14 protein-coding genes are annotated in these 15,386 nt (G+C 57.2%); 10 read left to right on the top strand and 4 right to left on the bottom strand.

The genetic code is table 11. The features are described from left to right. Positions 1 to 72: 72 nt before the first annotated feature. The 4 genes from yidC to rpmH are packed head-to-tail and all read right to left on the bottom strand — an operon-like array spanning position 73 to position 2,458. Entirely contained in the window at positions 73 to 1,719 is a 1,647-nt protein-coding gene (gene yidC / locus OXR61_RS18730) for a membrane protein insertase YidC (protein ID WP_021506916.1), read from the bottom strand. 2 nt (positions 1,720 to 1,721) lie between these two features. After that, positions 1,722 to 1,979 carry a membrane protein insertion efficiency factor YidD gene (gene yidD / locus OXR61_RS18735; RefSeq protein WP_071813586.1) on the bottom strand — a complete coding sequence of 86 codons (258 nt, stop codon included), beginning with the start codon at positions 1,977 to 1,979 and terminating at the stop codon, positions 1,722 to 1,724. Further along, positions 1,943 to 2,302 (bottom strand): ribonuclease P protein component, encoded by a 360-nt coding sequence (rnpA, locus tag OXR61_RS18740; RefSeq protein ID WP_040679622.1) that lies wholly within the window; start codon positions 2,300 to 2,302, stop codon positions 1,943 to 1,945. The genes yidD and rnpA overlap by 37 nt, the downstream gene beginning before the upstream one ends. A 15-nt stretch (positions 2,303 to 2,317) precedes the next feature. Then, a complete protein-coding gene (gene rpmH / locus OXR61_RS18745; protein WP_000831330.1) occupies positions 2,318 to 2,458 on the bottom strand; it encodes a 50S ribosomal protein L34 in 141 nt (46 codons plus the stop codon). A gap of 601 nt (positions 2,459 to 3,059) precedes the next feature. Here rpmH and dnaA point away from each other — a divergent pair. From dnaA to OXR61_RS18795, 10 genes are all read left to right on the top strand, one after another. Further along, positions 3,060 to 4,463, top strand: a complete 1,404-nt coding sequence (gene dnaA, locus OXR61_RS18750) for a chromosomal replication initiator protein DnaA (RefSeq protein ID WP_031279599.1) — start codon at positions 3,060 to 3,062, stop codon at positions 4,461 to 4,463. A 5-nt stretch (positions 4,464 to 4,468) separates the two neighbouring features. After that, positions 4,469 to 5,569 (top strand): DNA polymerase III subunit beta, encoded by a 1,101-nt coding sequence (gene dnaN, locus OXR61_RS18755; protein ID WP_010617831.1) that lies wholly within the window; start codon positions 4,469 to 4,471, stop codon positions 5,567 to 5,569. Positions 5,570 to 5,740: 171 nt separating this feature from the next. Beyond that, entirely contained in the window at positions 5,741 to 6,826 is a 1,086-nt protein-coding gene (gene recF, locus OXR61_RS18760) for a DNA replication/repair protein RecF (RefSeq protein ID WP_021506912.1), read from the top strand. A gap of 17 nt (positions 6,827 to 6,843) precedes the next feature. After that, complete coding sequence (gene gyrB / locus OXR61_RS18765; protein WP_021506911.1) at positions 6,844 to 9,252, top strand: DNA topoisomerase (ATP-hydrolyzing) subunit B; 2,409 nt, start codon at positions 6,844 to 6,846, stop codon at positions 9,250 to 9,252. Positions 9,253 to 9,426: 174 nt separating this feature from the next. After that, on the top strand, positions 9,427 to 10,236 hold the full coding sequence (gene yidA / locus OXR61_RS18770) for a sugar-phosphatase (RefSeq protein ID WP_021506910.1): 810 nt from the start codon (positions 9,427 to 9,429) through the stop codon (positions 10,234 to 10,236). Positions 10,237 to 10,452: 216 nt separating this feature from the next. After that, positions 10,453 to 11,151 carry a FadR/GntR family transcriptional regulator gene (locus tag OXR61_RS18775; RefSeq protein WP_021506909.1) on the top strand — a complete coding sequence of 233 codons (699 nt, stop codon included), beginning with the start codon at positions 10,453 to 10,455 and terminating at the stop codon, positions 11,149 to 11,151. Continuing rightward, positions 11,148 to 12,026: a 2-dehydro-3-deoxygalactonokinase gene (locus tag OXR61_RS18780; RefSeq protein WP_021506908.1), complete on the top strand. Its 879-nt coding sequence runs from the start codon at positions 11,148 to 11,150 to the stop codon at positions 12,024 to 12,026. Before OXR61_RS18775 ends, OXR61_RS18780 begins: the two co-directional genes overlap by 4 nt. After that, complete coding sequence (locus OXR61_RS18785; protein WP_021506907.1) at positions 12,010 to 12,627, top strand: 2-dehydro-3-deoxy-6-phosphogalactonate aldolase; 618 nt, start codon at positions 12,010 to 12,012, stop codon at positions 12,625 to 12,627. Before OXR61_RS18780 ends, OXR61_RS18785 begins: the two co-directional genes overlap by 17 nt. After that, on the top strand, positions 12,624 to 13,772 hold the full coding sequence (gene dgoD, locus OXR61_RS18790; protein WP_021506906.1) for a galactonate dehydratase: 1,149 nt from the start codon (positions 12,624 to 12,626) through the stop codon (positions 13,770 to 13,772). The genes OXR61_RS18785 and dgoD overlap by 4 nt, the downstream gene beginning before the upstream one ends. A 244-nt stretch (positions 13,773 to 14,016) precedes the next feature. Beyond that, positions 14,017 to 15,309: an MFS transporter gene (locus OXR61_RS18795; protein ID WP_021506905.1), complete on the top strand. Its 1,293-nt coding sequence runs from the start codon at positions 14,017 to 14,019 to the stop codon at positions 15,307 to 15,309. The last annotated feature ends 77 nt before the right edge of the window (positions 15,310 to 15,386 follow it).

Consider the following 15,386-nt stretch of genomic DNA (forward strand, 5'->3'; position numbering starts at 1 on the left):
TCTTCCAAAAAAAACAGGGCGGCATAAATGCCGCCCCTGGAGATGTTGCGTCCTGCTCAGCGTTGCCGGGCGTTACGCTTTCTTCTTGTCGCGGCTGTGTAAACCACGCTTTTCCAGCCCGCGATAAATCAGCTGCTGCTGGAGAATGGTTACCAGGTTGCTGACGATGTAGTACAGCACCAGACCTGACGGGAACCACAGGAAGAACACGGTAAAGATAACCGGCATGTAAGTCATGATCTTCTGCTGCATCGGATCGGTCACGGTGGTCGGTGACATCTTCTGAATGAAGAACATGGTGATACCCATGATGACCGGCAGAATATAGTACGGGTCCTGCGCAGACAGGTCATGGATCCACAGTACAAACGGAGCATGACGCAGTTCAACGGAACCGGACAGCATGTAGTACAGCGCCAGGAAGATTGGCATCTGGATAACCAGTGGCAGACAGCCGCCCAGCGGGTTCACTTTCTCCGCCTTATACAGCGCCATCATCTCCTGGCTCTGCTTCTGCTTATCGTCACCCAGACGCTCACGCATGGCCTGAATCTTCGGCTGCAGCATACGCATCTTGGCCATCGAGGTGTACTGCGCTTTGGTCAGCGGGTACATGATGCCACGCACGATGAAGGTGATAACGATAATGGAGAAGCCCCAGTTACCGATAAAGCTGTGCAGGAACTTCAGCAGCTTAAACAGCGGCTGAGAGATGAACCACAGCCAGCCGTAATCCACGGTCAGATCGAGGTGCGGCGCGATAGCGGCCATTTTGTCCTGGATTTCCGGACCCACCCACAGAGTGGCACCGAGATCCTGCTGCGCGCCGGCGGCGATGGTCACAGGCGCCGACTTATAGCCGATTGCCGCCACACCGTTGCCGAGATTGCTGGTGTACAGCGTATTGTTACCCTGAGTGCGCGGCACCCATGCGGTCGCAAAGTACTGCTGCAGCATCGCCACCCAGCCGTTGCTGGTGGTGGTGTTCAGGTTCTCGTTATCGGCGATGGTATCGAATTTGTATTTTTCATACTTCGCATCGCTGGTCGAGTAAGCGGCACCACGGAAAGTGTGCAGCGCAAAGTTATTGCTGCCGGTATCGCGATGCTTCGGCAGATCGATCGTCTGCTTCAGCTGACCAAACATCGCCACTTCCAGCGGCTGCTGCGAGGCGTTATTGATGTTGTAGTCGACGTTAACCGCGAATTCGCCACGTTTGAACACGAAGGTTTTGGTGTAAACCACGCCGTTCTCACCGGTCCAGCTCAGCGGCACGCGCAGCTCGGTCTGGCCATCGGCCATCTCGAAGTGATCCTGGGAAGCGGTATACAGCGGACGTGCGCCGTTGTTCGGGTTATCCGGACCGTTACGGCCGGTTAAGCCGCTCTGCGCCTGATAAACGAAGGCCGGAGTGGTTTCCAGCAGCTGGAACGGCGCGTCTGAACCCAGTTTGTCCGGGTAAGTCAGCAGCTGTGCCTGCTCGATATCACCGCCGCGGGTATTAATGTTGAGTGACAGGACATCAGTCTTAACGGTGATCGTTTTGCCCTGGCCGCTAGCCGGCACGCCGGAAGAGGCGGCATCACCCGCTGCGCTGCTTGTGTTCTGCGTGGTCTGGGTCTGCTGTGGCTGCGGAGCGTGGTCCGTCTGCCAGGCTTGCCAGATCATAAAAGACACGAACAGAAAAGCGATGAGAAAGAGATTGCGTTGCGAATCCATCGTTAATGTTCTCTGGTATCAAAGGTTTTTGGCGGCACCGGATCGTCGCCACCCGGGTTCAAAGGGTGGCATTTTAATACGCGTTTAATCGTCAACCAACTGCCTTTTAACATGCCGAAGCGGCGTACAGCTTCCACCCCATACTGCGAGCAGGTGGGATGGAACCGGCAATGAGGTCCCAGCAGTGGGCTGATGGCGCGTTGATAAACGCGTATCAGGGCGATCAGGAGCCGCGCGCCAGGCGACAGTGACGACGCCATAATTTCTCCAACGCTTCCGTCAGTGCACGGTTATCGAGGTCAGCAATCCCTTTTTTCGCCACGATGACAAAATCCATCGGCGGCAGCTCGTGTTGACGCAAACGAAAGCTTTCGCGGGTCAATCGCTTGATCCGGTTGCGTTCATGGGCGCGTTTCACGTGCTTCTTGGCGACGGTAAGACCGATGCGGGGATGCCCCAGCGAATTAAGGCGGCCGAGGATGGTGATTTGCGGCGTGCCAGCCCGAAGAGGTTGCTGGAAGACGAAAGTGAAATGAGCGGGAGTTAACAAACGTAACTCCCTGGGAAATGCGAGCTTAACCACGAGGGTTAGCTTTTATTACTTAGAAACGGTCAGACGAGCACGGCCTTTAGCACGACGACGTGCCAGAACCTGACGACCATTTTTAGTAGCCATACGAGCACGGAAGCCGTGAGAACGGTTGCGCTTCAGTACGGACGGTTGAAAAGTGCGTTTCATGGCGATTTCTACCTAAACTTGAAAAATTTCACTGGGTGACGCGTTTTCGGGCCAGTAAAACGACCGACGCCTCAATGTGTCTTTAATAAAGAGGCGGGATTGTAATAATTGTACAGTCCGGAGTCAATTTACTTCGCTGGGCGCGAGACCTGAAAACTCTGATACAGCCCGCTAATTCCGGGCATCAAAGCTTCACGCGCCAATGCCGGGTGGGGAATTATACGGGCTATAAAGGAAAGCGCAAGGATCGTCCAGGATCTTCTTGCGATCGCCGCGCCGATCGTAACGGCAAAAATGCGAGCGCGGTGGAAAATTTCTCGCTTTCAGCCTGATCCCCGCTCGCTTTTTCCGCAGACGGCGTAAACTGATGCATGCCTGGACACCCTGTGGATAAAATGGATCAAAACTGTGTAGAAAGGGAAGATCTCTGAGGCGCTTTGCGCTATGATCCGCCCTTCCGCTGACGATCCTCCTTGCGATCGCCGGGGATGACTACCGCGGATAGCGGTCGCAGGCGCTTTCTGACCGCCTGTGTCAAAAAAGACAGTTTCTATTATTAGCGCCTGAAATTCTTATCGATTTTGTACGAGTGGAGTCCGCCGTGTCACTTACGCTTTGGCAACAGTGTCTTGCCCGTTTGCAGGATGAGCTTCCTGCCACCGAATTCAGCATGTGGATTCGTCCGCTGCAGGCTGAATTGAACGACAATACGCTGGCCTTGTATGCACCAAATCGGTTTGTACTCGACTGGGTTCGGGATAAATATCTCAATAGTATCAATGGGCTGCTGAATGAATTCTGCGGTGCGAACGTGCCGCTGCTGCGTTTTGAGGTCGGCACGCGCCCGGTTGCGCCGGTGGCTGCTACGCAACCCGCCATGGCCAGCAGCGTCAGCGCGCCCGCACCGGCTGAGAATCGTCCGGCACCGGCACAGCCGCTGCGCCCGAGCTGGGATTCGGTTCCGGCACCGGCTGATGTGACCTACCGCTCGAACGTGAATAACCGCCACAACTTCGACAACTTCGTTGAGGGTAAGTCCAACCAGCTGGCGCGCGCGGCGGCACGTCAGGTGGCGGATAATCCTGGTGGCGCTTACAACCCGCTGTTCCTGTATGGCGGCACCGGCCTCGGCAAAACGCACCTGCTGCACGCGGTGGGCAACGGCATCATCGCGCGCAAGCCGAATGCCAAAGTGGTTTATATGCACTCTGAACGCTTCGTGCAGGATATGGTGAAAGCGCTGCAGAACAACGCCATCGAGGAGTTTAAGCGCTACTACCGTTCGGTGGACGCGCTGCTGATCGATGATATTCAGTTCTTTGCCAATAAAGAGCGCTCGCAGGAAGAGTTTTTCCACACCTTCAACGCGCTGCTGGAAGGTAATCAGCAGATCATCCTGACCTCGGATCGTTACCCGAAAGAGATCAACGGGGTGGAAGATCGTCTGAAATCACGCTTTGGCTGGGGATTAACCGTGGCGATCGAGCCGCCTGAGCTGGAGACGCGTGTCGCGATCCTGATGAAAAAGGCGGACGAAAACGACATCCGTCTGCCGGGCGAAGTGGCCTTTTTTATTGCCAAGCGTCTGCGCTCTAACGTGCGTGAGCTGGAAGGGGCACTGAATCGCGTGATTGCCAATGCCAACTTTACCGGGCGTGCCATCACCATCGATTTTGTGCGCGAAGCGCTGCGCGACCTGCTGGCGCTGCAGGAAAAGCTGGTGACCATCGACAACATCCAGAAGACGGTGGCCGAGTACTACAAAATTAAAGTGGCGGATTTGCTGTCGAAGCGCCGTTCGCGCTCGGTGGCGCGTCCGCGTCAAATGGCGATGGCGATGGCCAAAGAGCTCACCAACCACAGCCTGCCGGAAATTGGCGATGCGTTTGGTGGCCGTGACCATACCACCGTGCTTCATGCCTGCCGTAAAATCGAGCAGCTGCGTGAAGAGAGCCACGACATCAAAGAAGATTTCTCTAACCTCATTCGAACATTATCTTCCTGACGCATATGAAATTTATTGTTGAACGTGAGCAGTTGCTGAAGCCACTGCAACAGGTGAGTGGCCCGCTTGGCGGACGCCCGACGCTGCCGATCCTCGGAAATTTACTGCTGCAGGTGAATGAAGGCACGCTGCTGCTGACCGGTACCGATCTTGAGATGGAGATGGTGGCGCGCGTGGCGCTGACCCAGCCGCACGAACCGGGCGCGACAACCGTCCCGGCGCGTAAGTTTCTTGATATTTGCCGTGGTCTGCCTGAAGGCGCAGAGATCAGTCTGACGCTGGAAGGTGACCGCATGCTGGTGCGCTCCGGCCGCAGCCGCTTTTCGCTGTCGACGCTGCCAGCCAGCGACTTCCCGAATCTCGACGACTGGCAGAGCGAAGTGGAATTCACGTTGCCGCAGGCCACGCTCAAACGCCTGATTGAAGCCACGCAGTTCTCCATGGCGCATCAGGATGTGCGTTACTATCTCAACGGTATGCTGTTCGAGACCGAAGGCGAAGAGCTGCGCACCGTTGCTACTGACGGCCATCGCCTGGCAGTCTGTTCGATGCCTGTCGGACAGGCGCTGCCGAACCATTCGGTGATCGTACCGCGTAAAGGTGTGATTGAGCTGGTTCGTCTGCTGGACGGCGGTGAGACGCCGCTGCAGGTGCAGATTGGCAGCAGCAACATTCGCGCGCACGTCGGCGATTTTATCTTCACTTCGAAGCTGGTTGATGGCCGTTTCCCGGATTATCGCCGCGTGTTGCCGAAGAATCCAGACAAAGCGCTGGAAGCGGGCTGCGATCTGCTGAAACAGGCTTTTGCCCGCGCGGCGATCCTGTCGAACGAGAAGTTCCGCGGCGTTCGCATCTATATCACCGAAAATCAGCTGCGCATCACCGCCAATAACCCGGAGCAGGAAGAGGCAGAAGAGATGCTGGACGTGTCGTACAGCGGCACCGAGCTGGAGATTGGTTTTAACGTCAGCTACGTGCTGGATGTGCTGAACGCGCTGAAGTGCGAAAACGTGCGTCTGCTGCTGACCGATTCGGTTTCCAGCGTGCAGATTGAAGATGTAGCCAGTCCGGCTGCGGCCTACGTCGTTATGCCCATGCGTTTGTAATAGAAAATATCGGCCTGGCTTACTTGCCATTCTGGTCCCGGGCAGTGCTCGCCCCTGGTCACATACTTCAGTATGCTCCCAGGGCCTGCGCGCTGGCCGTGGCCAGACTGCCTGCGCCGCCAACGGCCTGGATTGTTAATGTTAGGCAACCCCCTCTGGCTGGATTGATTCATGGCTTTAACCCGCCTCCTGATTAAAGATTTTCGTAATATCGAGCAGGCCGATCTCACGCTGGCGCCGGGCTTTAATTTTCTCGTGGGCGCCAACGGCAGCGGTAAAACCAGCGTGCTGGAGGCGATTTATACGCTGGGTCACGGCCGTGCATTCCGCAGTTTGCAGGCCGGACGCGTAATTCGTCACGATCAGGACGCGTTTGTGTTGCACGGGCGGATTGAAGGCAGCGAGCGCGAGCTGGCGGTCGGCCTGAGTAAAAACCGCGCCGGCGACAGCAAAGTCCGCATCGACGGCAGCGACGGCCACAAAGTCGCCGAGCTGGCGCAGCTGCTGCCGATGCAGCTGATTACGCCAGAGGGGTTTACTTTGCTCAACGGCGGCCCCAAATACCGTAGAGCCTACATCGACTGGGGCTGCTTTCATGCTTATCCCGGTTTCTTTCTGGCCTGGAGCAATCTGCGTCGCCTGCTGAAACAGCGCAACGCGGCGCTGCGCCAGGTCGTGCGCTACAGCCAGATCCGGCCATGGGATCAGGAGCTGGTGCCGCTGGCAGAACAGATCAGCGCCTGGCGCGCTGAATACAGCGCAGCCATTGCCAGCGAAATCACCGCCACCTGCAGCCAGTTTTTACCGGAGTTTGCGCTGAGCTTCTCCTTCCAGCGCGGCTGGGACAAAGAGAGCGACTTCGGCGAGCTGCTGGAGCGCAACTTCGAGCGCGATCGTGCGCTCACCTACACCGCCAGCGGTCCGCACAAAGCCGATTTTCGGATTCGTGCTGAAGGCACGCCGGTGGAAGATTTACTCTCACGCGGTCAGTTAAAGCTGCTGATGTGTGCGTTGCGGTTAGCGCAGGGCGAGTACCTGACGCGCAGCAGCGGACGTCGCTGTTTGTACCTGATTGACGACTTCGCCTCCGAGCTGGATGACACCCGTCGTCGCCTGCTGGCGGAACGCCTGAAAGCCACGCAGGCTCAGGTGTTTGTCAGCGCCATTGGTGTCGAGCATGTAATCGACATGAGCGACGAAAAGGGCAAGATGTTCCGCGTGGAACAGGGTAAAATAGCGGTTCAACCTGAAGATTAAATGAGCGAGAAACGTTGATGTCGAATTCTTATGACTCCTCAAGTATCAAAGTCCTGAAAGGGCTTGATGCGGTACGCAAACGCCCGGGTATGTACATCGGCGATACGGATGACGGCACCGGTCTGCATCACATGGTATTCGAGGTCGTGGATAACGCCATCGACGAAGCGCTCGCCGGCCACTGTAGTGATATCGTGGTCACCATCCATGCCGACAACTCTGTCTCCGTACAGGATGACGGCCGTGGTATTCCGACCGGTATCCACCCGGAAGAGGGCGTCTCTGCTGCCGAAGTGATCATGACCGTACTGCATGCCGGCGGTAAGTTTGATGACAACTCCTATAAAGTTTCCGGTGGTCTGCACGGCGTCGGCGTATCGGTGGTGAACGCCCTGTCGCAGAAGCTGGAACTGACCATTCGTCGCGACGGCAAAGTGCATCAGCAAACCTACGTGCACGGTGTGCCGCAGGCGCCGCTGGCGGTGACCGGTGATACCGACGCTACCGGTACGCGCGTGCGTTTCTGGCCGAGCCACGATACGTTCACCAACGTTACCGATTTTGAATATGAAATCCTGGCGAAGCGTCTGCGCGAGCTGTCATTCCTTAACTCCGGCGTGTCGATTCGCCTGGAAGACAAGCGCGACGATAAAAACGATCACTACCACTACGAAGGTGGTATCAAAGCGTTCGTTGAATATCTCAACCGCAACAAGAACCCGATTCACCCGAATGTGTTCTACTTCTCCACCGAAAAAGACGGTATCGGCGTCGAAGTTGCGCTGCAGTGGAACGACGGTTTCCAGGAAAACATCTACTGCTTCACCAACAATATTCCGCAGCGCGACGGCGGAACGCACCTTGCCGGTTTCCGCGCGGCGATGACGCGTACGCTCAACGCCTACATGGATAAAGAAGGTTACAGCAAAAAAGCCAAAGTCAGCGCTACCGGTGACGACGCGCGTGAAGGGCTGGTGGCAGTGGTTTCGGTGAAGGTGCCGGATCCGAAATTCTCCTCTCAGACCAAAGACAAGCTGGTCTCTTCCGAGGTGAAATCGGCGGTGGAACAGCAGATGAACGAACTGCTGAGCGAATACCTGCTGGAAAATCCGTCTGACGCCAAAATCGTGGTCGGTAAAATCATCGATGCCGCGCGTGCGCGTGAAGCCGCACGTCGTGCACGTGAAATGACCCGTCGTAAAGGCGCGCTGGACCTGGCGGGCCTGCCGGGCAAGCTGGCAGACTGTCAGGAGCGCGATCCGGCGCTGTCTGAAATCTACCTGGTGGAGGGTGACTCTGCAGGCGGTTCCGCCAAGCAGGGACGTAACCGTAAGAACCAGGCGATTCTGCCGCTGAAAGGTAAAATCCTTAACGTGGAGAAAGCGCGTTTCGACAAGATGCTCTCTTCACAGGAAGTCGCCACGCTGATTACCGCGCTGGGCTGCGGTATCGGCCGCGATGAGTACAACCCGGACAAGTTGCGCTATCACAGCATCATCATCATGACCGATGCGGACGTCGATGGTTCGCACATCCGTACGCTGCTGCTGACCTTCTTCTATCGCCAGATGCCGGAAATCATCGAGCGTGGCCACGTCTACATCGCGCAGCCACCGCTGTACAAGGTGAAGAAGGGCAAGCAGGAGCAGTACATTAAAGATGACGACGCGATGGATCAGTATCAGATTGCCATCGCGCTGGACGGTGCAACGCTGCACACCAACGCCAGCGCACCGGCGCTGGGCGGCGAGCCGCTGGAAAGCCTGGTGGCGGAATACAACAGCACCCAGAAGATGATCAAGCGTATGGAGCGCCGCTTCCCGTCTGCGCTGCTGCGCGCGCTGGTTTATCATCCGACCCTGAGCGATCTCAGCGATCAGACGGCAGTGACCGCATGGCTGGAGAGCCTGGTGGCTTACCTGAACGAGCGCGAAGCGCATGGCAGCAGCTATGTGGCACAGGTGCGGGAAAACCGCGAACAGCAGCGCTTTGAGCCGGTGCTGCGCGTGCGTATTCACGGTGTTGATACCGATTATCCGCTGGACAGCGAGTTCATTGACGGCGCGGAATACCGCAAAATCTGTGCACTCGGCGCGCATCTGCGTGGTCTGATTGAAGAGGATGCCTACATTGAGCGTGGCGAGCGCCGTCAGCCGGTTGCCAGCTTCGAGCAGGCGATTGACTGGCTGGTGAAAGAGTCGCGCCGCGGTCTGTCAGTGCAGCGCTATAAAGGTCTGGGCGAGATGAACCCGGATCAGCTGTGGGAAACCACCATGGATCCGGACAGCCGCCGCATGCTGCGCGTCACCATTAAAGACGCCATCGCCGCCGACCAGCTATTCACCACGCTGATGGGCGATGCGGTTGAACCGCGCCGCGCCTTCATCGAAGAGAACGCGCTGAAAGCCGCCAATATCGATATCTGATATCGCAAAACCCTTCCCGAGCGGGAAGGGTTTTTTGTTTTAATCGCCGTTATGAATTCCCTCCTGAGTATCAACCTCTTTGTTCGCAACGCATCTTCCACTGCCGATTAACTGGTCAATGTGAGCTGAATCGCGCTAGCATTAAAGCCAGACCCTGAATTAACCGAGGACGTTATGGCGATAAAACTGATTGCGATCGATATGGACGGCACGCTGCTGAATCCGCAGCACGAAATCACGGCGGGCGTCAAAGCGTCGATTGGCCGGGCGCGGGATAAAGGTGTGTCGATCGTGCTGGCCACCGGACGCCCGTTTGTTGGTGTGGAGCGCTACCTGATGGAGCTGGATCTGCGCCAGCCGGGGCAGTATTGCATCAGCAACAACGGCGCGCTGGCGCACAGCGCGGACAGCGGTGAGGTGGTGGCTGAGAAGACACTTGGCTTTGATGACTATCTCTACCTGGAACAGCTGGCGCGCGACCTTGGGGTACATTTTCAGGCGTTCGACAAATCCTTCCTCTACACGCCAAATAAAGACATCAGCGAATATACCATCCACGAAGCCAGCCTGACCGGCATTCCGGTGCGCTATCGCGCCGTAGAAGAGATGGACCCGGCGACGCGCTTCCCGAAACTGATGATGATCGACAAACCGGAGCTGCTGGATAAAGCCATCGCCGCCTTACCGGCGCGCGCCCGCGACAGTTATACCATTCTGAAAAGTGCACCTTATTATCTCGAAATCCTTAATCCGCTGGTCAACAAAGGCTACGGCGTAAAAATGCTGGCGGAGAAACTCGGCCTGCAGCCGTCAGAAGTGATGGCGATTGGCGATCAGGAAAACGATCTGGCGATGATTGAATACGCCGGCACCGGCGTGGCGATGGGCAATGCGATTGATTCCGTGAAGCAGATTGCGCAGTTCGTGACCAAGACCAATATGGAAGATGGTGTCGCGCACGCCATTGAAGAGCTAGTGCTGTAACCCTCCTCTGATGCGGGCGGCGTTCTGCTGCCCGTCACTTCTCTGCTGAATTTTTTGCTGCCAGTGTGCCGATGGGTTGTCTGTTTTGTGATCCACATTGTAGTACAAACAATCTATATGGTACTACAATCACCGCTACAGGATGCGTCAGGGATTGGGCTTTGCACTACGAAAGCAGTAATCTGATTTCTCACGCCTTTCATGGAATCGAACACTATGACGCAGGAACCACTGAGTAAAACAGAGCGCATCATCCAGACGCTGGGTGAAGAGATTGTGGCCGGAAAATATGTGCCGGGCGCCGCGCTGCCGGCGGAAGCGGAGCTGTGCGAGCGATTTTCAACCTCGCGCAACATTATCCGCGAAGTGTATCGCTCCCTGATGGCTAAACGCCTGATGGAGATGAAGCGCTACCGCGGCGCGTTTGTCACTTCACGTAACCAGTGGAACTATCTCGACAGCGATGTACTGCAGTGGGCGCTGGCGCACGATCACGATCCGCGACTGATTGCGGCCATGAATGAGGTGCGCGTGCTGGTGGAGCCGCAAATTGCGCGCTGGTCGGCCGAGCGGGCAACGTCGACCGATCTGGCGGCGATTGAGCTGGCCTACAACGATATGGTGGCCAACCACCTCAACCGTGATGCCTTTAACGACGCAGATATCCGCTATCACGAAGCGGTGATGGCCTCGGTGCATAACCCGGTGCTGCAGCAGCTTAATGTGGCGATCAGCCAGCTGCAAAAAGCGGTGTTTGCGCAAACCTACATGGCGGACTCCGGCAACATGCCGCGCACGTTAGCCGAACATAAAGCGCTGTTCGATGCCATTCGTCACCAGGATGGCGATGCGGCGGAACAGGCGGCGAAGGCGATGATTGCCAGCTCAACCGCCCGACTCAAGGAGATTTTGTGACCGGTTATATCGCTATTGACTGGGGCTCCACCAACCTGCGCGCCTGGTATTACCGCGCCGGTGAATGCGTCGATGAGCGCCGTTCGGAAGCGGGCGTGACGCGCCTCGGCGACCGCACGCCTGCTCAGGTGTTTGCCACCATTACCGACGGCTGGCCGGTGGCCGAAGTCCCGGTGATCATGGCCGGTATGGTGGGCAGCAACGCTGGCTGGCTGGCAGTGCCTTATCTCGCCTGTCCGGTGGCGCTCAATGCATTAAGCGATCGCCTGACCTGCGTGGAAGGAAAAGCATCGATTGTGCCGGGACTGAGCGTCGAACGTGACGACAACTACAACGTAATGCGCGGTGAAGAAACCCAGCTGCTCGGCGCGGTCACGCTGCAGCCCGCGCCGCTGTACGTCATGCCGGGCACGCACGCCAAGTGGGTACAGATGGAACAGGATCGCGTCATCGATTTCCGCACCGTGATGACCGGCGAGCTGCACCATTTACTGCTGAAGCAGTCGCTGATTGGCGCCGGTTTACCCGCGCAGGAAGCCAGTCCGGACGCGTTCCGGGACGGTTTGCAGATTGGCAGCCACGACCCATCGATTCTGGCGCGCCTGTTTGAAGTGCGTGCCGCCCACGTGCTCGGCGCGCGCGATCGGTGCCATATCAGTGATTTTCTCTCTGGCCTGTTAATCGGCCATGAAGTGGCGCAGATGACGCAGCAGTTAACGCATAGCCGCCAGCCGATTGTCATTATCGCCGGCAGCGCGCTGGCACAGCGTTATCAGCAGGCGCTGGCCTTTATCGGAACAGATTCAGTCACGCTGGAGGGCGATCGCGCTTTCCAGCACGGAATAAGGAGTATTGCGCATGTCCTGGCCCACTAAACTTCCGCTGATCGCCATTCTGCGTGGCATCACGCCGGATGAAGCTGAAGCGCACGTCGCGGCGTTAATCGACGCCGGTTTCGACGCGATTGAAATTCCGCTCAACTCGCCAGAGTGGGCGAAAAGTATCGGCGCGATGGTGCAAACCTTCGGCGATAAAGCGCTGATCGGTGCCGGCACCGTGCTGCAGGCGACGCAGGTCGATCAGCTGGCGGCGCTCAACAGCAAGCTGGTGGTGACGCCCAATACCGATGCTGCGGTGATTCGCCAGGCCGTGGCGCACGGCATGCTGGTTGCCGCAGGCTGTGCCACCGCCAGCGAAGCCTTTACCGCGCTGCAGGCTGGGGCGCAGGCGCTGAAAATTTTCCCGTCGTCGGCGTTTGGTCCGGGCTACATCAAAGCGCTGAAAGCGGTGCTGCCGCCGGAGGTGCCGGTCTTTGCTGTGGGCGGCGTCACGCCGGAAAACCTGCATGAATTTATCGCCGCCGGTTGCGTCGGGGCTGGCCTGGGCAGCGATCTCTATCGCGCCGGTCAGCCGCTGTCGCGCACCGTGGAGAAGGCCCGCGCATTTATTGCTGCCTATAAGGACGCTGTACGATGAAAATTACGAAACTGACCACTTATCGCCTGCCGCCGCGCTGGATGTTCCTGAAAATCGAAACCGACGAAGGCATCATCGGCTGGGGCGAGCCGGTGATTGAAGGGCGCGCGCGCAGCGTCGAAGCGGCGGTGCATGAGCTGTCGGAATATCTGATTGGGCAGGATCCGGCGCGGATTAATGATCTGTGGCAGGTGATGTATCGCGGCGGTTTTTACCGCGGCGGCCCGATTTTAATGAGCGCCATTGCCGGTATCGATCAGGCGCTGTGGGATATTAAAGGCAAAGCGCTGGGCGTGCCGGTGTATCAGCTGCTGGGCGGTCTGGTGCGTGACAGCATCAAAGCCTATAGCTGGGTAGGCGGCGATCGTCCGGCTGAAGTGATTGATGGCATTAAGAAATTACGTGGTATCGGCTTTGACACCTTCAAACTCAACGGCTGTGAAGAGATGGGCATCATCGACAATTCTCGTCAGGTTGATGCCGCTGTTAACACCGTAGCGCAGATCCGCGAAGCCTTTGGCAGTGACATTGAGTTTGGCCTCGATTTCCACGGTCGCGTCAGCGCGCCGATGGCCAAAGTGCTGATCAAAGAGCTGGAGCCATATCGTCCGCTGTTTATTGAAGAACCGGTGCTGGCCGAGCAGGCAGAATACTATCCGCGCCTGGCGGCGCAGACGCATCTGCCGATTGCCGCAGGCGAACGCATGTTCTCCCGCTTCGAGTTCAAGCGCGTGCTGGAAGCCGGTGGGCTGGCGATTCTGCAGCCGGATCTGTCGCACGCCGGCGGCATCACCGAATGCTACAAAATCGCGGCGATGGCCGAGTCCTACGACGTGGCGCTGGCGCCGCACTGTCCGCTGGGGCCGATTGCGCTGGCTGCCTGTCTGCACGTGGATTTCGTGTCGCGTAACGCGGTGTTCCAGGAGCAGAGCATGGGCATTCACTATAATCAGGGCGCTGAACTGCTCGATTATGTGATAAATAAAGATGATTTTAAAATGGATGACGGCCATTTCTATCCGTTAAATAAACCCGGCCTCGGTGTGGAAATTAATGAAGAGCTGGTGATTGCGCGCAGTAAAAATGCGCCAGACTGGCGTAACCCATTATGGCGCTTTCCGGATGGATCGGTAGCCGAGTGGTAATAACCGTGGTATTGCGCCCGGTCGCTGCGTTTACCGATTTATAACAGCGCCGATTATCAGGCGATTAAACATCTGACTATTTAAACCATGTGCTGAATATATAAGGCACAGGGCAGCGCTCAACCTGTTTTCACCGCGCTGCCAGTTTACCGCTGCTGCGGCTTTTATCTTCGATAACCTTACCCTGCGTTGGCTGCGGCGTGTTTCGGCACGTCCGCCAGCTGACATCTGACGGAGAAACACCATGGATCTCTCTGCTGTTCAGGCGAAACCTACGCGTCGCCGTTATATTACGCTGCTGATGATTTTTATTACGGTGGTGATTTGTTATGTCGATCGCGCTAATTTAGCCGTGGCCTCGGCGCATATTCAGCAGGAATTTGGCATCAGCAAAGCAGAAATGGGGTATGTGTTTTCTGCTTTTGCCTGGTTATATACGCTGTGCCAGATTCCCGGCGGCTGGTTTCTCGATCGCGTAGGTTCACGCCTGACCTATTTTATCGCTATTCTCGGCTGGTCGGTGGCGACATTATTGCAGGGATTCGCCAGCGGCTTATTATCGCTGATAGGTCTGCGCGCCATTACCGGTATTTTTGAAGCGCCGGCTTTCCCGACTAATAATCGCCTGGTTACCAGCTGGTTCCCGGAACAGGAGCGCGCTTCGGCCGTCGGTTTTTACACCTCAGGTCAGTTTGTCGGCCTGGCGTTTCTCACGCCGTTGCTGATCTGGATTCAGGAACTGCTGAGCTGGCACTGGGTGTTTATCATCACCGGCGGGATTGGCATTATCTGGTCGCTGGTGTGGATGAAGGTTTACCAGGCACCGAGCCAGAGCAAAGGCATCAATCAGGCCGAGCTGGATTACATTCGTGCCGGTGGCGCGATGGTCGACGGCGATGCGCCCGGCGAGAAAAAAGCACGCGTTAAACTCACCGCGGCCGACTGGAAACTGGTGTTTCATCGCAAGCTGTGCGGCGTGTATCTCGGCCAGTTTGCAGTGACCTCAACGCTGTGGTTTTTCCTTACCTGGTTCCCCAACTACCTGACGCAGGAGAAACATATTGCCGCGCTGACGGCCGGCTTTATGACTACCGTGCCGTTTCTCGCCGCCTTTGTTGGCGTGATCCTCTCCGGGATGGTGGCCGATCGTCTGGTGCGCAGCGGCCGCTCGCTCGGCTTTGCCCGCAAGACGCCGATCATCTGCGGCCTGCTGATCTCCACCTGCATTATGGGCGCAAACTACACCAACGATCCGCTGTGGATTATGGTGCTGATGGCGCTGGCCTTCTTCGGCAACGGGTTCGCGTCCATCACCTGGTCGCTGGTCTCGTCACTGGCGCCGGTACGCCTGATCGGCCTGACCGGCGGCATGTTTAACTTTATCGGCGGCCTCGGTGGCATCACGGTACCGCTGGTGGTGGGGTATCTGGCGCAGGATTACGGCTTTGCGCCCGCGCTGGTGTACATCTCCGCCGTTGCGCTGATTGGCGCGCTCTCTTACATCCTGCTGGTGGGGGATGTGCAGCGCGTGGGCTAAGCTTCCGGGTGCGCATGCCTGCGCACCCGCATTAGCTGCTCAGCTTTTGCTTAACTGAACGGCATCACGTAATTTGT

Origin of the sequence: Pantoea sp. GM_Pan_4 (assembly GCF_026541005.1) — a bacterium.
GTDB classification, from domain to species: Bacteria; Pseudomonadota; Gammaproteobacteria; order Enterobacterales; family Enterobacteriaceae; genus Pantoea; species Pantoea dispersa.